A 16863-nucleotide genomic window follows, 5' to 3' on the forward strand; every position below is an offset into this window, starting at 1 on the left:
AATCAATTCGTGCAAAAAGAAGCGTTATTGACTGTACGCACCCCTAGGGCAACTAGATATGGCGCAGGTAAGCTGATGGGCGGCCGACGCGGGCGGCTGGCGGCGAGCCCTACCTTTGGGGCGTATTTCCTACCCTAGTTTTTGAGTGGCTTCTTTTACAACTAAAACTCTGGCCCTGCTGGGCTCCACGGGGTCGATTGGCACGCAGGCGCTGGACGTGGTGCGCGAGCAAAAAGGGCGGTTTCGAGTGGCGGTGCTCACGGCGGGGCGGCAGTGGCAGCTGCTGGTGCGGCAGGCCCTAGAGTTCCGGCCGGCAGCCGTGGTGATTGCCGACGAGTTTTACCACGAGGTGCGGCAGGCCCTGGCTGAGCAGCCCGAAACCGAGGTGCTGGCCGGCGCGGCAGCCCTTGAAGAAGTGGTGCAGCGCCCCGAGGTGGAGGTGGTGCTCACGGCCCTGGTGGGCTACGCGGGCCTAGGGCCCACGGTGGCCGCCATCCGGGCGGGCAAGGACATTGCCCTGGCCAATAAGGAAACGCTAGTAGTGGCCGGCGAGCTGATTACCAGCCTCGTGCGAGAGCACAACGTGCGCCTGCTGCCCGTCGATAGCGAGCACTCGGCCATTTTTCAGTGCCTGGTGGGCGAGGACGCCAACCCGGTAGAGAAGATTATTCTCACGGCCTCGGGCGGGCCCTTTCGGGGGCGCACCGTGGCCGAGCTGGCGCAGATTACCAAAGCGCAGGCCCTGAAGCACCCCAACTGGACGATGGGCGCCAAAATCACCATCGACTCGGCCACGCTCATGAACAAGGGGCTGGAAGTAATTGAGGCCAAGTGGCTGTTTGCCTTGCAAAATGAGCAAATTGACGTGGTGGTGCACCCCCAGAGTATCGTGCACTCGCTGGTGCAGTTCCAGGATGGCTCGCTGAAGGCGCAGCTGGGACTGCCCGACATGAAGCTGCCCATTCAGTACGCCCTAGGGTACCCGCAACGGCTGGGGAATGAATTTCCGCGGTTTTCGTTTCTGGATTATCCCACCCTCACCTTCGAGGCGCCCGACTTGAGCACGTTCCGGCACCTGCCGCTGGCGTTTGCGGCCATGCAAGCGGGCGGCACCGCGCCGTGCGTGCTCAACGCGGCCAACGAGGTGGCGGTGGCCGCCTTTTTGCAGGACGAGGTGAGCTTCCTGAGCATGGCCGATGCGGTGGCGGCAACCCTGGAAAGGGTGCCGTATCTTGCAGCTCCAACCCTGGCCGACTACGCCGCCACCGATGCCGAAGCGCGGCGCGTAGCGGCGGGGCTGCTTTAACTAATTACGGCTCGCATCTGTCATTGCGAGCCCCGCGAAGCAATCGCATCAGAACGTCTGCCGTTTGCACGACAACCGTTCGGGTTTCGTGCTGGTGCGGTTGCTTCGCAGGCTCGCAATGACAGAAGATTACTTTTTAAATTCAGCTACTTCCTTTGGAAATTCTTGTGATGATTGGCCAGCTCGTGCTGGCGCTTTCGCTGCTCGTGGGCTTGCACGAGTTCGGGCACTTCGCCTTTGCTAAGCTATTTAAGATTCGGGTCAGCAAGTTTTATATCTTCTTCGACTTCCTGTTTCCCCTGCCCAACGTAGCGAATTTCAGTTTATTTAAGAAGAAGGTGGGCGAAACGGAGTACGGCATTGGCTGGTTTCCCCTGGGGGGCTACGTGGCCATCCACGGCATGGTGGATGAGACGCAGGACGCCGACGCGCTGGCCGGTCCGCCGCAGCCCGACGAGTTTCGGGCCAAGCCAGCCTGGCAGCGCCTGCTGGTAATGCTGGGCGGCATCATCATGAACGTGATTACCGGCATCGTGGTGTTTGCGCTGCTCACTTACAAGCTGGGCGAGGAGTACCTGCCGGCCTCGCAGGCGCGCTACGGCATCGTGGCCAGCCCGCTGGCGCAGCAAGTGGGCTTCCGCGACGGCGACCAGATTGTCAAGATTAACGGCCGGCCGTTCAACGAGTTCAACGACATCTACAACCCCGATGTGCTGCTCGACAACGAGAGCTACTACACCGTGGAGCGCAATGGCCAGCTCATCGACCTGCCTAAGCTGGGGCCGGGCTTCCTGGACCGCATTAGCAAGCAGGGCGACGAGCCCTTCGTGTCGGCGCGCGCGCCGTTCACGTTCGGCGAGGTGATTTCGGGCGGACCGGCCGCCAAGGCGGGCATCCAGGCCGGCGACCGGGTGGTGCAGATTGGCACCACGCCCATCACCTACGCCAACGAGCTGCTGAGCACGCTACCCAAGTTTAAGGGCCAGACGGTGCCCGTGACGGTGGCGCGCGGCGGGCAGCGCCTCACGCTGCCGGTGGCCATCAACTCGTCGGGCAAGATGGGCGTGGCCCTGAAGCCCGACCTGCACCTGAGCACCCGCTACTACGGCCTGGCCGAGTCGGTGCCGGTGGGCGCCAAGAAGGCTTTTAGCGTGGTCACGCTGCAAGCTAAGGCACTGAGCAAGATGGCCAAGCGCGAGATTTCGGCCGCCGACAACCTGGGCGGTCCGGTGGAGATTGCCCAGCAGTTTGGGGGCGTCTGGAACTGGCCGCACTTCTGGACGCTGGTAGGTATGCTGAGCATGGTGCTGGCCTTCATGAACCTGCTGCCCATTCCGGCCCTCGACGGTGGCCACGTGCTGTTTTTGCTTTACGAGATGATAACGCGCACCAAGCCCTCTGAGCGTTTCCTGGAAAATGCGCAGCGCGTGGGCACGGCGCTCATCCTGATGCTCATGTTCTACGTGCTGATTGTGAAGCAGGTAATGAAGTTTTTTTAACGCTCGCGGCTGGTTCGATTAGCTCAAAAGGAACGTCATGCTGAGCCTGCGAAGCATCTCTCCCGCAGCAGTAATCTTCAATTGTTAGGATTACTTGCGCGGGAGAGATGCTTCGCAAGCTCAGCATGACGTTCTGGTTTTATCTTATTTTCTAGTTCTACACTATGCCCCGCCTCCTGCCGCTCCTGGGCCTTTTGCTGGCGCTACCTACCCTAGGGGGCGCCCGCCACGCCTACCACAGCACCATCACCGAGCTGCGCCTAAACGCGCAAGCCAAGCAGGTGGAACTGTCGATGAAGGTGTTTACGGACGATATGGAAAAGGCCATCTCGCAGGGCCTGCCCAAAACCGTGAGCCTGCGCGAGCCCCGCGCCCTGCCGCTGGTAGAGCAATATCTGCACCAGCATCTGCTACTGAGTTTGCCCGCCTCGGCGCGCGCCGGCCGCCAGCCGCTCGATGTGCAGCTAGTGGGCCTGCAGCCCGATAAGGAGGCCTATTGGGTGTATGCCAAGGCCGCGCTGCCCCGCCCCACCACCGAGCTGCTGGTGCACCAGGGCGTGCTGCTAGAGCAGTTTCCCGACCAAATGAACATCGTGAATGCCGAGGGCAACGGCAAGAAAATCAGCGAGTTATTCCGCAACGGCCACGAGGAGCAGGTACTGAGTTTTTAATGACTAGGAGCTGTTGCAGTAGAATATTAGTCATAAAAAAGGCGGTCATGCTGAGCCCGCCGAAGCATCTCTACCACGCCGTATTGTTCGGTAGAGATGCTTCGGCAGGCTCAGCATGACCGCCTTTTTTATGACTGAGTACAGTTTCTAATTATTAATCATTAGTCACTGACCCCCAGCCACTGGCAGAAGGGGCCTAGGGCCTGCAGCGCCGCCAGGATGTGCGCCCGGAAAGCGGCTGGCGACAGCGCGCGCAGGTCGGCGTCGGGCAGGTGGTGGCTGAGCAGAAACTGCTTGTGGCGCAGCCAGTGGGCCTCGGGGTGGGTAGCTTCGTAGCCGGGCGGCATTTTCTTGAGCTGCTCGCCAGTCAGGCCCCGCGGGAAGAACTGCTGGGCGGCGGGCGCGGCCAGTAGCGCGTGCAAGTCATCGGCGGCGTAGTCGATTTCCTGGCGCACGGCGGCCAGCTGCTCTTTGGTGGGCTCGTAGAGGCCGCCGGCTACCAGCGTTTGGCCGTGCGGACCCACTTGCACGTAGCGGCCGGGGGCGGTACCGTGCTTGCCGCCGGGCGCGAAGTAGGCCGAGAAATGCGTTTTGTAGGGCACCTTCACCTTAGAAAAGCGTACGTCGCGGTAAATGCGAAAAATGCACTTGGCCGGGTCGAGGCCGGCCAGGGCGGGGTCGGCAGCGGCCAGCTCGCGCAGCCAGTACGCCACGTCGGCCTGAAAATCGAGGCGCAGCGCGTCGTAGCGGGCTTTGTGGGCCTGAAACCACTCGCGCTCGTTGTGGGCGGCCAGGTCTTGCAGAAAATCGAGGAGCGCGGCAGCATTCATGGGGCAAAGATGGGGCAAGCGGCGGCGGCTGGCCCCGGCGGGCGCCTGCTCCCCTAGGGCACCAAGTGAAGTTAAACCGCATACCAAAAACCGGGCGCTAGCGTTACGGCTGAGCTTTATTTTGCCTGTTGCGCGTGCGTACTCCCTTCTTTTTGTGGTGCTTTTTCGCTTGTGCGATGCTGCCGGCGCAGTCGCTACCGGCGGGCCCAGCCGGTTTTTGGGCGCAGCAGCTCGCCTACCCGCGGGTGCGGGCGGCCTACGCCCGGTGCTGGCCCGCGCTGGCGGCACAGCTGCGGGCGCAGGGGCTGGATTCGGCGCGGCTGGAGGTGTTTTTTCGGCTGCTGAAAACCCACCGCGAGCTGGAAGTATGGGCCCGCAACCAGGGTGAGGCGCCGTTTCGGCAACTGGGCGCGTGGCCGCTGGCGGCTACCTCGGGCACCCTAGGGCCCAAGCGCCGGGCCGGCGACGGGCAGGTGCCAGAGGGGTGCTACCAGCTCAACCGCTTCAATCCGCGAAGCCAGTACCACCTCTCGCTGGGCCTCGACTACCCCACGGCCGACGACGTGCTGGCCACCGGCCTGGCCGACCCCGGCGGCGACATTTTCATCCACGGCGGGGCCGTCACCGAGGGCTGCCTGCCCCTTACCGACGCGGGCATCGAGCCGGTGTACCTGCTAGCCGTGGCGGCGCGGGCGGCGGGGCAGGCGAGCATTGCCGTGCATATTTTCCCCTTTCCCCTCACGCCGGACGAGCTGCGCCCGCGCGCGGCCAGCCCACACGCGGCCTTCTGGCGCGGCTTGCAGCCCGCCTACGCGCAGTTTGAGCGGGCGCGGACGCTGCCGCCCCAGCCAGGGCCCTAGGGACAGGCGCTGGCCCTGACGTTGCGCCGGGCCGGCTGGTTTGCCGCGCGCCGCGCTACGTGGCAGCGTTGTTTTAGGGAGCGCTTGCTGCTTAGCGCCCCTGCCCAGGCGCCTCTCCCCATTCAGCCGGTTGCCAGGCCTAGGGCAGTTGGGCGCGGGTCGGCACGGTTTTTTCGAGGAGCTTTGTCCTGCCGGTTTTGTTTCCTTCTTGCCCTTTTGTTTTTGCCCATGCGCCCGCTGCTGCTCACTTGCCTAGCCCTGCTTTTCGCCGCTACTCTGGCCCGCGCCCAGCGGCCCACCGACTTGTGGTATTTCGGCCAGCGGGCGGGACTCAGCTTCGCCAATGGGGCGCCCACGCCGCTTACCAACGGGGCCATGACCACCTACGAGGGCTGCGCCGTGGCCACTACCCGGCGCGGCGAGCTGCTCTTTTACACCGACGGCCAAACCGTGTGGAACCGCCAGCACCAGCCCATGCAAAGCGGGCGCCACCTCATGGGCTCGGGCAGCAGCACGCAGTCGGCCCTCATCGTGCCCGACCCCGGCTCGGGCAACGTCTTCTACATCTTCACGGTGGCTCCGCAGGGCGCGCCCGAAGGCCTGCGCTACTCGGTGGTAGACATGACCCGCGACAACGGCCTGGGCGACGTGGCCCGCACCAACCTGCTGCTGGTGACGCCCGTGGCCGAGAAGCTGGCCGCCGTGCGCCACCCCAACGGCCGCGACGTGTGGGTGGTGGCCCACCGCTGGAACTCCAACGCCTTCGTGGCCTACCTCGTCACGGCCGACGGCGTGAGTGCCAAGCCGGTGGCCAGCAACGTGGGCGCCACCACCGGCGGGCCCGGCCGCAACGCCATCGGGGCGCTCAAGTTCTCGCCCGACGGCACCAAGCTGGCGGCCGCCCTCTGGCGCGAAAACAACAAGTTTGAGGTGTACGACTTCAACCGCACCACCGGGCAGGTGAGCAACCCGCGCAGCTTCGGGCCCTACCAGGAAGCCTACGGCGTGGAGTTTTCGCCCGACGGCACCAAGCTCTACGGCACGGCCAACGGCAACTCCTCGGCCAAAAATATTGCCGCCGGCGCCCTCGAAACTCAGGTGCTGCAAGTTGACCTGGCCACCAAAAAGGCGACCACCGTGGGCCACTCCAGCAACCACAAAATCGGCGCCCTGCAGCGCGGGCCCGACGGTAAAATCTACGTGGCCCGCGAGGACAATTCCTTCCTGGGGGTTATCGACAACCCGAATGCCAGCGGCGAGGCCGTGCGCTACCTCGACGACGGCCTGCAACTGGGCGGCCGCCGCAGCAAGCTGGGCTTGCCCGCCTTTATCGTGGAGCCCTAGGGCCAGGGCGCGGGGCGAGTGCAGCCTAAGCGGTAACTTTGCTTAAAACTTATCGCATGAAAAAGTATTTCGTTAGCCTTTCTCACCGCCTCGGCCTGGTGGTGCTGCTGGCGCTGGCCGGGAGTGCCAGCCTGAGCAGCTGCAGCAAGAAGGACGACCAGGTGACGGCCGACTACACGGCCACCGACGATGCCCTCATCCAGAAGTACATCGCCGCCAACAACATCACCACCGCCCAGAAGCAGACCTCCGGCCTGTACTTCGTGCCCACGGTCACCAACGCCACCGCGGCCAAGCCCACGAGCGGCACTACCGTGTCCTTTCTCTTCACCGGCACGTTGCTCGATGGCACCGTATTTGGCACCTCGGGCCAGGATAAGAGTAAGGCGGCCTATTTCGTGCTGGGCAACCCAAATACGATTTCGGGCCTGCAGGAAGGCATCTCGCTGATGCACCTGGGCGACAAGGCGACTCTGCTCATTCCATCGGGGCTGGCCTTTGGGTCGGCTGGCAACGGCGGCACCGTGCCGGCCAATACGGTCATTCGCATCGACGTGGAACTGGTAGATTTAAACTTCGCCGCCACCGACGACGCCCTCATCCAGCAGTACATCACGGCCAATAATATTACGGGCGCCCAGAAGCAGGCTTCCGGGCTGTACTACGTGCCGGTAGTGGCCAACGCGGCGGGCACTCCGGCCGCGGCGGGCAAAACGGTCTCGGTGCTGTATACCGGCAAGCTGCTCGACGGCAGCACGTTTGACGCCTCCTCGCAGCACGGCAACACACCCCTAACCTTCACCCTGGGGGCCAAGCAGGTTATTGCGGGCTGGGACGAAGGCATTGCCCTCATGCGCAAGGGCGAGAAAGCCACCCTGCTCATTCCATCGGCCCAGGCTTACGGCCCCAGCGGCGCGGGCACCGCCATTCCGCCCAATGCCGTGCTCCGCTTCGACGTGGAGCTGACCGACGTGAAATAGCCTTTTGCGGCCCCGCGTACCCTAGGGGGCGGTTGCCGGCGTGGCAGCCGCCCCTTTTTGGTGGCGCAGCGTCCCCGCAGCTTGCGGGTTAGCAGGCAGCATCAAGTGAGGAAGAGTTCCATGAAGACGTCGGCGCGGGCGTAGGGCGAGGCGGGCGGGTTGGCCACCGGCCGAAAGCCCAGCTTGCGGTAGAGGCGGAGGGCGGGCGTGAGCACGGAGTTGCTTTCCAAGTACAGCCGGGTGGCGCCCAGCTCGCGGGCCCTTTGCACGGCCGCTTGCCCTAGGCGGTAGCCCAGGCCCTGGCCCTGCGCGGCGGGCGACACGGCCATTTTGGCTAGCTCGTAGCCGGGCTCGTCGCGTAGCTTGATGAGGGCGCACGCCCCTACCACCTGCCCCGCGCTTTCAGCCAGCAAAATGCAGCCTCCGGGCGCCAGAATATAGTCTTGCGGCTGGTCGAGCGCCTTCAGGTCGGCGGGCTCCAAGGCAAAGTAGCGCGTTATCCACTCCACATTCAGCTGCCGAAAAATGGGCTGGTCCGCGGCCGTATAGTCGCGAATGTATTCGCCCGAGCTGACTCGCCGCTGCCGCGCCGCCGCCACGCGCTGGTGCAGGGGCTGCTGGTGCAGGTGCTGCTCCAGCGCTTCCAAGGCGGACCATAAGTGGGGCGCGGCCGTCGCCAGCAGGTCTTCTATGCCATGGCGCACATCGGCGGTTTGGGCCTGTAGCTGCGGCAGCAGGGTTTGGCCGCGAGCCGTAAGGTGCAGCAAGCGGCGGCGCTGGTCGCTGGCGCTGGGCTCGGCAGCCAGCAGCTCGCTCTTCACCAGTTCCTTCACCACCTGGCTTACGGCGGCGTGGGTGTGGCCAAGGCGCTCGGCTATCTCGTTGGCCGTGAGGCCGGGCTGCTGCGCAACCAAGTAAAATACCGGGTACCAGCGCGGCTGAAAAGCCAGGTTGTAGTCGGCGTAGATGAGGCTAGCCTCGGCCGTAAGCTGCTCGCTGATGCGGCGAAGGCGGCTGCCCAGGGCCACTGGCCCTAGCTGGTGAATGAAATCCACAGAAAAACTATGTAAGTACTTACACAAATATACTAACTGTCGGAAATCTTACCCCATGCTCCCTTGCGCTAGCGGGTGCTTCAAGTCCTGCTTAGCGCCGAGCATCCTTACTTTGCGCCCCGTGCCGCCGTCGCTTCCCTCCGTTACCGAATTTACCCAGGGCCTACTGGCCGGGCAGCGCGGCACCCTGGCCCGCGCCATCACGCTGGTTGAGAGCACCTTGCCGCAGCACCAGGCCCTAGGGCAGCAGCTGCTGCAGGCGGTGCTGCCGCGCACCGGCAGGGCCATCCGGCTGGGCATTACGGGCGTGCCGGGCGTGGGCAAAAGCACCTTTATTGAAGCCCTAGGGCTGTATTTGGTGGAAACCCTGGGCAAGCGCCTGGCCGTGCTGGCCGTAGACCCCAGCAGCCCCCGGGGCGGCGGCAGCATTCTGGGCGACAAAACCCGCATGCCGCGCCTCACGGCCCACCCTAGGGCGTTCATTCGGCCCTCGCCGGCCGGGGGCAGCCTGGGGGGCGTGGCCCGCGCCACCCGCGAGGCCCTGCTGCTATGCGAGGCGGCGGGCTACGACGTCATCTTCGTGGAAACCGTGGGCGTGGGCCAGAGCGAGGTGGCGGTGCACGGCCTGGTCGATTTCTTTCTGCTCCTGCTGCTGGCCGGCGCCGGCGACGAGCTGCAGGGCGTCAAGCGCGGCATCATGGAAATGGCCGACGCCCTGCTCATCACCAAGGCCGACCACGGCAACGAAGCCGCCGCCCGCCGCGCCGCCCGCGACTACGCCGGCGCCCTGCACCTGTTTCCGCCCACCGCCAGCAACTGGGCGGTGCCGGTAGCCACCTGCTCGGCCCTCAGCGGCCAGGGCCTGCCCGAAGCCTGGGCGCTGGTAGAAGCCTACCAAGCCCAAACCCAGGCCAGCGGCTACTGGCAGCAGCGCCGCGCCCAGCAGCAGCTGCAGTGGCTGGACGAGGCCGTGCGTGAGGGCCTCGAAAGCCGCTTCTACGCCCGCCCCGGCGTGCGGGAGGCCCTGCCCGCCGTGCGCCAGCAAGTGGCCCTAGGGCAGCTTACGCCCTGGGCGGCGGCCGGCGAGCTGCTGGGCGCGGAGTAGGCGCACCGCGCCTCGTATGGCCGCCAAGGCCATTTCTTAGCGCAGGGCATGTTCAATGGCTTGGCGCAGGTACCGCAGGTTGCCGACATAGCCTTCTTTGTCGTAGGTATAGCGGCCGCTGCGGTCGAGGACCGCCGTGGTGGGGTAGCCTTCGATACCAAACTCCTGGGCCAGCGCCGGGGGCAAGGGCAGTACGGCAAAGCCAAAATCACCTTTGCTAGCGATGTAGCGCCGGAGCCGCTCTGCTTCGTCGCGCGCGAAGGAAATGAATACCACCGCCGGATTAGCGCGGTAATCGCTGGCCAGCTGCTTGAGCGCGGGCATTTCTTGCTGGCACACGCCGCACTTGATAAACCAAAAATTCAACACGACCACCTTGCCGCGCAGGGCGGCTAGGCTGTACGACTGGCCGTTAATGTCCGTTAGAGTAAACGCCGGCGCGGGGGTCAGGTAGGCGCGAGCGGGTGACACCGCCTGCGTCCGCACGCTATCGGGGGCGGGCGCCGGGCGCAGCGAAATAGACGTGATAACGGCGTTGGCTATCTGGGCCTTATCCGTCACAAATTGATTGGTTTGCAGCTTATTTCTGTAGGCTTGGCGCGAAAGTACCGTCCCATCTGCGTCGGTGAAGACGGTAGCCTTCGTCACGCGCGGGCGCTGCGCAGCGGCCGTAAGCGAAACCACCAGCAGGCTCATAAGGGCAAAAACGCGCATCATAGCGGAGACTTGGTTAAGGATTGCGCAAAGTACACCGGCCTGTCTATTGCCAACCTAGTGAGCTTGTCGGCTTTCCCGCAAAGTAAGCTAGCCACAACTTGCGGCGGAAGCAGCGTAGCCACTGGCGCAGCAGCTACCGGCTAAGTAGCGCCTAGCCCTATCTTCCCTGTCGCAAACGCGTTGCCTCTACCTGCTCTTGCCCCATGAAGGATTTCCCACCCGCCGGCCGCTTGCCCAAGCGCTACTGCAAAACCCTGCAACTGCGCGACGACGCCACCCTGATTGCCGCCTACCGGCAGGCGCACGCGGCTGGCGCCGTGTGGCCGGAAATAACGCAGGGCATGCGCGCCGTGGGCATTCTGGATATGGAAATTTACTTGCTGGGCACGCAGCTATTTATGATAATGGATACCGAGCCCGACTTCGACCACGACGCCGCCATGCGGGCCCTGGCGGCCCAGCCGCGGCAGGCCGAGTGGGAAGCCTACGTGGCCACGTTTCAGCAAACGGCGGGCACCACTGCCGAGGCGAAGTGGCAGCTGATGGAACGGATTTACAAGCTAGCGGACTGACGGGCAGCGAACTTGCTACCTTGCCGGCCGTTGCGTGCTTACTCTTCCTGCTTCCATGCCCACCCCCCGGAGTCCGTTTTTTGCCGTCGCGCTCATCACCTCCCTGTTTTTCCTGTGGGGGTTTGCGCTCAACCTCAACCCCATCCTCATTCCGCACCTCAAGAAAGCCTGCCAGCTCACCGACGCGCAATCGGCCTTTATCGATTCGGCCTCCTACATCGCCTACTTTCTGCTGGCCCTGCCGGCCGGGCGGTTTATGAAGCGCCGCGGCTACAAGGCGGGCATCGTGCTGGGGCTGGGGCTGTTTGCCACCGGGGCTTTTCTGTTTTATCCAGCGGCGGCCGCGCGCTCCTACGCCTTTTTCCTAGGGGCGCTGTTTGTCATCGCCGCGGGCCTCACCTTCCTCGAAACGGCCGCTAACCCCTATATTACGGTGCTTGGCGACCCGGCCAGCGCCACCCAGCGCCTCAACTTCGCGCAGTCGTTCAACGGCCTGGCGGCTACGCTGGCCCCGCTGCTGGGCGGCGCGTTCATCCTCTCGGGCAAGTCCTTGACCGAGAGCCAACAGCTGGCCATGAGCGGCCCGCAGCTGGCCGCTTACCTCAACCACGAGGCCGCGGCCGTGCAGGTACCCTACCTGCTCATTGGCAGCGTGGTGCTGCTCCTTGCGCTGGTGCTGTATTTCACACGCCTGCCCGATATAGTGGAGGTTACCGACGCGGCCGGGCCGCCCCGCCCGCTGTGGCGCGAACGCAACCTGCTGCTGGGCGTGCTGGCGCAGTTTTTTTACGTGGGGGCCCAGGTTTGCGTCAGCAGCTTTTTCATCCGCTTTGCCAGCAAGGTGGCCGGCATTGGCGAAAAAACGGCTACCCTGTATCTGTCGGGGGCGCTGCTGGGCTTCATGGCCGGGCGCTTCATCGGCACCTTCCTCCTGCGCTACGTGCCGGCCGCGCGGCTGCTGGCCATCTACAGCCTGCTGAATTTCTTTTTGGTGCTGCTGGCGGTGCTGCTGCCCGGCAAGCTGGCGGTGTATGCGCTGGTGGGCGTCGAGTTTTTTATGTCTATCATGTTCCCCACCATCTTCTCGCTCGGCATCCGGGGCCTAGGGGCCGCCACCAAGGAAGGCGCCTCGCTGCTCATTATGGCCATCGTGGGCGGGGCCGTGTTTCCCGTGCTCATGGGCCGGGTGTCCGACGCCAGCACTATTCAGGTGGCCTACGCGGTGCCAGCCGTTTGCTTTCTGGTGGTGCTTTTCTTTGCCCTCAAAAATGCCCGCGTGCGGCACCTCACGCTTAGCACCGCGCACTAGTTGCCGCCCGACTTGCCGCCCATGAAAATCGACGCGCACCAGCACTTCTGGCAGTACGACCCCCAGCGCTACGCCTGGATAACGGCTGAGCTGGGCGCCATCCGGCGCGACTACGCCCCGGCCGACTTGCAGCCCTTGCTGGCCGCCGAGGGCCTAGGGGGCTGCGTGCTGGTTGAGTCGGAGCCCAGCGAGGCGGCCACCCAGCGGCTGCTGCACCAGGCCGCGCAGCACGCGTTCATCAAGGGCGTGGTGGGCTGGGTGGACCTGCAGGCGCCCGACGTGGCCGAGCGGCTCGCCTACTACCAGCAGTTCAGCCAGCTGAAGGGCTTCCGGCACGGGCTGCAAGGCGAGCCCGACCGCGCCCTCATGCGGCGGCCCGCCTTCCGCCGGGGCATCGCGGCCCTAGGGGCGGCCGGCTTTGCCTACGACCTGCTCATTTTGCCCGACCAGCTGGGCTACGCCACCGAGCTGGCGGCGGCCTTTCCGCACCAGCGCTTCGTGCTCAATCACCTCGCCAAGCCGCCCATTCGGGCGGGGCAGGTGGCGGCGTGGGCCGCGGCACTGCGCGCGCTGGCTGCCCACCCAAACGTGTGGTGCAAGGTATCGGGCCTGGTTACCGAGGCCGCCTGGCACCAGTGGCAGCCGCCCGACTTCCGGCCCTACCTCGATGTGGCCTTCGAGGCCTTTGGCCCCGCCCGCCTGCTGTTTGGCTCCGATTGGCCGGTGTGCGAGTTGGCGGGCGGCTACGCGGCCGTGGTGGCCCTGGCCCGTCAGTACGTGGCGGCGCTGTCGGTCCCCGAGCAGGCGCTTTTCTGGGGCGGCGCGGCGGCGGCCTGCTACCAGCTGGCCAGCTGAGCTGGCCGCCGCGCGCGGGCCCGCACCTCGTTTTTCCGTTGTTTCTTTCGCCCTCTTTACGCCCCTAGCTGCTGCCATGCCCGCTACCCCGCCGAGCTGCCCCGCCGCCGCGCGTCGCTTTCCGCAAAGCAACCCGGCCGCCAACGTGCTGATAGCGCTGCCCACCCGGCCCCCCGGTGGCCGAGCTGCCGGAGCAAGACGACTGCCTTTTTTGGCGGCGTGGCGTCGGCCCACAGCCCTAGGGGGTGCCCGCAAAGGCGGTCCTGCCAGCCGCCTTTTTCACTTCCCTACCCTATTCTTCGCAGCATGTTTTCATTAGCCAACAAAACGGCCGTAGTAACTGGGGGCGGCAGCGGCATCGGCCTGGCCGTGGCCGAGCTGTTTGCCCGGCAAGGAGCCGTGGTGCACATCCTGGAGCGCGACGCGGCCACCGGGCAGGCCGCGGTCGACCGCATTACCGAGGCCGGCGGCACGGCCCACGCCCACGTGGCCGACGTGGCCGACCAGGCGCAAGTACGGGCTGCTTTCGCGCAAATCGGCCAGCTCAACATCCTGGTCAATAACGCCGGCATTGCCCACGTGGGCAACGTGGAGAACACCACGGAGGCCGACTTCGAGCGGGTGTACCGGGTGAATGTGGCGGGCATCTACAACTGCCTGCACGCGGCCGTGCCGCTGCTACGGGCCGGGGGCGGCGGGGCCATTATTAACATGGCTTCCATCGCGGCCCACGTGGGCATTACCGACCGCTTCGCCTACTCCATGAGCAAGGGTGCCGTGCACGCCATGACGCTCTCGGTGGCCCGCGACTACCTGAGCGTTGGCATTCGCTGCAACAGCATCTCGCCCGCCCGCGTGCACACCCCATTCGTGGATGGCTTCGTGGCCAAGAACTACCCCGGCCGCGAAGCCGAGATGTTCGAGAAACTGTCGCGCAGCCAGCCCATCGGCCGCATGGGCACCCCAGCCGAAGTGGCAACCCTGGCCCTGTATCTGTGCTCGGACGAGGCCGGCTTCGTCACGGGCTGCGACTACCCGCTCGACGGGGGCTTCATCACGCTCAACAACTAATTCAGTACCTTACTCTTTCGTCTTATGAAGCTTCTGCGCTACGGCCCAGCGGGGCACGAACAGCCCGGTATTTTACTTAACGACCAGCCGGTTGGCTTGCCCGACTTTGGGCAGGACTACGACGAGGCCTTTTTTAGCGGCGACGGCCTGGCCCGCCTGGCCGCCTACGTGCAAGCCCACGCCAGCCAGCTACCGCCCCTAGGGCCCGATGAGCGCCTGGGGCCGCCGGTGGCCCGCCCGTCGAAAATCGTGTGCATTGGCCTCAACTACGCCGACCACGCCCGCGAAACCAACGCCGCGCCGCCTGCCGAGCCCATTATCTTTTTGAAATCGACCACCGCCGTGGTGGGCCCCCACGACGCCATCATGATTCCGCGCCACTCGGTGAAAACCGACTGGGAAGTGGAGCTGGCCGTGGTTATCGGGCGCCGGGCCTCCTACGTGGACGAGGCCGCGGCGCTCGACTACGTGGCCGGCTACGTGCTGCACAACGACGTGAGCGAGCGCGAGTTTCAACTGGAGCGGGGCGGCACCTGGGACAAGGGCAAGGGCAACGACACCTTCGCGCCCCTAGGGCCCTGGCTGGTAACGCCCGACGAGGTAGCCGACGTGGACAACCTGCGCCTGTGGCTGACGGTGAACGGCCAAAAAATGCAGGACGGCACCACCGCCGACCTCATCTTCAAGATTCCCTTCCTGATTTCCTACATCAGCCAGTTTATGACCCTGCTGCCCGGCGACATCATCTCGACCGGCACACCCGCTGGCGTGGGCCTAGGGTTCAAGCCGCCCGTGTACCTCAAACCCAGCGACGTGGTGGAGCTAGGCATTGACGGGCTAGGTACTGCTCGCCAGCCGGTGCAGGCCTACGCTGCGCCGGCAGGTTAAGAGAGTATAGCGAAAGTTCTAACGCGAAAAAGAACGTCATGCTGAGCTTGCCGAAGCATCTCTACTGCACCATGTGGCGTGGTAGAGATGCTTCGGCAAGCTCAGTACGACGTTCTAAGTAGTTCCTTAAAGATTTTTATCCCCCTCCTCCAATGGACCTCCAACTGCAAGACAAGGTGATTATCGTGACGGGCGGGGCCCTGGGCATCGGGGCGGGCATTTGCCGGGCGCTGGCCGCCGAGGGGGCGGTGCCGGTGATTGTGGGCCGCCACGAGGCCGACAACCTGGCCGCCGTGGCCGCGCTGGAAGCCGCCGGCGGCCGGGCGGCGCAGGTAGTGGCCGAGCTGTCGGACCCCGCCGCCTGCGGCCCGGCCGTGGCGGCGGTGCTGGCCCGGTTCGGCCGCCTCGATGGGCTGGTGAACAACGCCGGCACCAACGACGGCGTGGGTCTGGAGCACGGCGACTACGCGCGCTTCGTGGCCAGCCTGCACCAAAACCTGGTGCACTACTACCTGATGGCGCAGCACGCGCTGCCCGCCCTCAAGGCCTCGGGCGGGGCCATCGTCAATATCACCTCCAAAACGGCCGAAACCGGCCAGGGCAACACCTCGGCCTACGTGGCGGCCAACGGCGGGCGCAACGCCCTCACCCGCGAGTGGGCCGTGGAACTGCTCAAGTACAACCTACGGGTCAACGCCATTGTGGTGGCCGAATGCTGGACGCCGCAGTATGAAAGCTGGCTGCAGACGCTGCCCGACCCCGCAGCCAAGCTCCGGGAAATCACCGCCCGTATTCCGCTGGGCCAGCGCCTGACCACGCCCGACGAAATTGGCAGCACGGCCGCGTTCCTGCTCTCGCCCCGCTCCAGCCACACCACCGGCCAGCTCCTACACATCGACGGCGGCTACGTACACCTCGACCGGGCCCTGGCCAACGCGGGCTAATTTGGCCGCGGCTAACCCTAGGGTCGGGCGCAGCCAGTTACCCTCTTTAACTTTTCCTTTTCCCATGCGCCCTTCACTTGCCTTACTGGGCTTGCTGCTCGGCCCTGGCCCGGTTTGGGCCCAGGCTTGCGAGCAGATTAAGCTGGCCACCACTACCCAGCAGCGGGCAGTGCTCCGGGATTATATCTCGTTGTGCCACCAGCGGCATTTTTTCTCCAAGGACAAGGGCGTGGTCCAGCTCGTGGCCTACCAGAATGCCGAGGGCCGGCCCCGCTGGCTGCTGAGCGCCCTTACCGACGACCGCTACCGCGACGCGCCCCCGGCACGCTACGCCCGGCTTGGCCGCGACGTCATTCTAGTTTACCAAGGCGATGCCAACGGCAACGCGCTGCCCCTGGCGGGCGACCCAGCCGAGCGCGCCGCGTGCCTGAGCAAGGTGCTCGGGGACCGCCTTTACCACTACACCAAGGAGCCCCCCCGGTATATAATTGACAAGGACGCGCCAGGCGGCCCCCGGAAAATGGAGGCAAGGCAAGTGACTGGCGGCAGTTCCCACAACGACTTGATTATCGAATTCAATAAGGACGGCACCTTTACTAAGCTGGTGCCCGTTTAACTCGCTTCGCAGTCCAAGGTGGCACTAGGGCCGGGGGCTGGTTGGGGGCGCTGGTGGCTAACTCAAGTGGCGAGGTAGCGCTAGACGGCGCACGCCCCTCCTTAGCTAAGGAGGGGATGTTGGCGCGGAGCGCCAACGGGGGTGGTTACGGGCGTTGAACAAGTCGGCGGCCACTCCGGTAGCCGGTCGTTCAACGTCCGCAACCACCCCAGCTTTGGCTTTGCCAAAGCGTCCCCTCCTT

General features: G+C 65.0%; 17 protein-coding genes. 14 read left to right on the top strand and 3 right to left on the bottom strand.

All coding sequences use genetic code 11. From position 1 onward, the window contains the following. Positions 1–145: 145 nt before the first annotated feature. From HHL22_RS05100 to HHL22_RS05110, 3 genes are all read left to right on the top strand, one after another. Positions 146–1306 carry a 1-deoxy-D-xylulose-5-phosphate reductoisomerase gene (locus tag HHL22_RS05100; protein ID WP_169529865.1) on the top strand — a complete coding sequence of 387 codons (1161 nt, stop codon included), beginning with the start codon at positions 146–148 and terminating at the stop codon, positions 1304–1306. A gap of 155 nt (positions 1307–1461) precedes the next feature. Continuing rightward, on the top strand, positions 1462–2805 hold the full coding sequence (gene rseP, locus HHL22_RS05105; RefSeq protein ID WP_241737967.1) for an RIP metalloprotease RseP: 1344 nt from the start codon (positions 1462–1464) through the stop codon (positions 2803–2805). A gap of 164 nt (positions 2806–2969) precedes the next feature. Continuing rightward, on the top strand, positions 2970–3476 hold the full coding sequence (locus HHL22_RS05110; RefSeq protein WP_169529866.1) for a DUF6702 family protein: 507 nt from the start codon (positions 2970–2972) through the stop codon (positions 3474–3476). A gap of 161 nt (positions 3477–3637) precedes the next feature. Here the strand turns inward: HHL22_RS05110 and HHL22_RS05115 are convergent, their stop codons facing one another. Further along, entirely contained in the window at positions 3638–4306 is a 669-nt protein-coding gene (locus HHL22_RS05115) for a DUF2461 domain-containing protein (RefSeq protein ID WP_169529867.1), read from the bottom strand. A gap of 134 nt (positions 4307–4440) precedes the next feature. On the opposite strand from HHL22_RS05115, the gene HHL22_RS05120 reads away from it, so the two are divergent. The 3 genes from HHL22_RS05120 (at position 4441) to HHL22_RS05130 (ending at position 7490) form a co-directional block, all read left to right on the top strand. Next, positions 4441–5166 carry a L,D-transpeptidase family protein gene (locus HHL22_RS05120; RefSeq protein WP_169529868.1) on the top strand — a complete coding sequence of 242 codons (726 nt, stop codon included), beginning with the start codon at positions 4441–4443 and terminating at the stop codon, positions 5164–5166. A 228-nt stretch (positions 5167–5394) separates the two neighbouring features. Then, a complete protein-coding gene (locus tag HHL22_RS05125) occupies positions 5395–6510 on the top strand; it encodes a hypothetical protein (protein ID WP_169529869.1) in 1116 nt (371 codons plus the stop codon). 56 nt (positions 6511–6566) lie between these two features. Continuing rightward, positions 6567–7490 (top strand): FKBP-type peptidyl-prolyl cis-trans isomerase, encoded by a 924-nt coding sequence (locus tag HHL22_RS05130; RefSeq protein ID WP_169529870.1) that lies wholly within the window; start codon positions 6567–6569, stop codon positions 7488–7490. 101 nt (positions 7491–7591) lie between these two features. On the opposite strand, the gene HHL22_RS05135 is transcribed toward HHL22_RS05130, so the two are convergent. After that, on the bottom strand, positions 7592–8545 hold the full coding sequence (locus tag HHL22_RS05135; protein WP_169529871.1) for a bifunctional helix-turn-helix transcriptional regulator/GNAT family N-acetyltransferase: 954 nt from the start codon (positions 8543–8545) through the stop codon (positions 7592–7594). Positions 8546–8666: 121 nt separating this feature from the next. Here HHL22_RS05135 and meaB point away from each other — a divergent pair, with 121 nt between their 5' ends. Further along, positions 8667–9650: a methylmalonyl Co-A mutase-associated GTPase MeaB gene (gene meaB / locus HHL22_RS05140; protein ID WP_317172625.1), complete on the top strand. Its 984-nt coding sequence runs from the start codon at positions 8667–8669 to the stop codon at positions 9648–9650. A 36-nt stretch (positions 9651–9686) separates the two neighbouring features. On the opposite strand, the gene HHL22_RS05145 is transcribed toward meaB, so the two are convergent. Further along, positions 9687–10367, bottom strand: coding sequence for a TlpA family protein disulfide reductase (locus HHL22_RS05145; protein WP_169529873.1), 681 nt, complete (start codon positions 10365–10367; stop codon positions 9687–9689). A gap of 203 nt (positions 10368–10570) precedes the next feature. Here HHL22_RS05145 and HHL22_RS05150 point away from each other — a divergent pair, with 203 nt between their 5' ends. The 7 genes from HHL22_RS05150 to HHL22_RS05180 all read left to right on the top strand — a co-directional run bounded on the left by HHL22_RS05150 (position 10571) and on the right by HHL22_RS05180 (position 16622). Next, positions 10571–10939 (top strand): L-rhamnose mutarotase, encoded by a 369-nt coding sequence (locus HHL22_RS05150; RefSeq protein ID WP_169529874.1) that lies wholly within the window; start codon positions 10571–10573, stop codon positions 10937–10939. Positions 10940–10994: 55 nt separating this feature from the next. Further along, on the top strand, positions 10995–12248 hold the full coding sequence (fucP, locus tag HHL22_RS05155) for an L-fucose:H+ symporter permease (protein WP_169529875.1): 1254 nt from the start codon (positions 10995–10997) through the stop codon (positions 12246–12248). 21 nt (positions 12249–12269) lie between these two features. Then, positions 12270–13103, top strand: coding sequence for an amidohydrolase family protein (locus HHL22_RS05160; RefSeq protein ID WP_169529876.1), 834 nt, complete (start codon positions 12270–12272; stop codon positions 13101–13103). A gap of 306 nt (positions 13104–13409) precedes the next feature. Further along, positions 13410–14174, top strand: a complete 765-nt coding sequence (locus tag HHL22_RS05165) for an SDR family NAD(P)-dependent oxidoreductase (protein ID WP_169529877.1) — start codon at positions 13410–13412, stop codon at positions 14172–14174. Between the two features lie 24 nt (positions 14175–14198). Continuing rightward, positions 14199–15062 (top strand): fumarylacetoacetate hydrolase family protein, encoded by an 864-nt coding sequence (locus tag HHL22_RS05170; RefSeq protein WP_169529878.1) that lies wholly within the window; start codon positions 14199–14201, stop codon positions 15060–15062. Positions 15063–15214: 152 nt separating this feature from the next. Further along, on the top strand, positions 15215–16006 hold the full coding sequence (locus HHL22_RS05175; protein WP_169529879.1) for an L-fucose dehydrogenase: 792 nt from the start codon (positions 15215–15217) through the stop codon (positions 16004–16006). A gap of 64 nt (positions 16007–16070) precedes the next feature. Further along, complete coding sequence (locus HHL22_RS05180) at positions 16071–16622, top strand: hypothetical protein (protein WP_169529880.1); 552 nt, start codon at positions 16071–16073, stop codon at positions 16620–16622. Positions 16623–16863 lie beyond the last annotated feature (241 nt).

Source organism: Hymenobacter polaris, from assembly GCF_012927305.1.
GTDB classification, from domain to species: Bacteria; Bacteroidota; Bacteroidia; order Cytophagales; family Hymenobacteraceae; genus Hymenobacter; species Hymenobacter polaris.

Excerpts from the sequence above, each read along its gene's own strand:
- HHL22_RS05180 (WP_169529880.1), top strand. The coding sequence starts at position 16,071 with ATGCGCCCTTCACTTGCCTTACTGGGCTTGCTGCTCGGCCCTGGCCCG.
- fucP (WP_169529875.1), top strand. The coding sequence starts at position 10,995 with ATGCCCACCCCCCGGAGTCCGTTTTTTGCCGTCGCGCTCATCACCTCC.
- HHL22_RS05110 (WP_169529866.1), top strand. The coding sequence starts at position 2,970 with ATGCCCCGCCTCCTGCCGCTCCTGGGCCTTTTGCTGGCGCTACCTACC.
- HHL22_RS05160 (WP_169529876.1), top strand. The coding sequence starts at position 12,270 with ATGAAAATCGACGCGCACCAGCACTTCTGGCAGTACGACCCCCAGCGC.
- HHL22_RS05145 (WP_169529873.1), bottom strand. The coding sequence starts at position 10,367 with ATGATGCGCGTTTTTGCCCTTATGAGCCTGCTGGTGGTTTCGCTTACG.
- HHL22_RS05115 (WP_169529867.1), bottom strand. The coding sequence starts at position 4,306 with ATGAATGCTGCCGCGCTCCTCGATTTTCTGCAAGACCTGGCCGCCCAC.
- HHL22_RS05130 (WP_169529870.1), top strand. The coding sequence starts at position 6,567 with ATGAAAAAGTATTTCGTTAGCCTTTCTCACCGCCTCGGCCTGGTGGTG.
- HHL22_RS05165 (WP_169529877.1), top strand. The coding sequence starts at position 13,410 with ATGTTTTCATTAGCCAACAAAACGGCCGTAGTAACTGGGGGCGGCAGC.
- HHL22_RS05150 (WP_169529874.1), top strand. The coding sequence starts at position 10,571 with ATGAAGGATTTCCCACCCGCCGGCCGCTTGCCCAAGCGCTACTGCAAA.
- HHL22_RS05125 (WP_169529869.1), top strand. The coding sequence starts at position 5,395 with ATGCGCCCGCTGCTGCTCACTTGCCTAGCCCTGCTTTTCGCCGCTACT.
- HHL22_RS05170 (WP_169529878.1), top strand. The coding sequence starts at position 14,199 with ATGAAGCTTCTGCGCTACGGCCCAGCGGGGCACGAACAGCCCGGTATT.
- HHL22_RS05175 (WP_169529879.1), top strand. The coding sequence starts at position 15,215 with ATGGACCTCCAACTGCAAGACAAGGTGATTATCGTGACGGGCGGGGCC.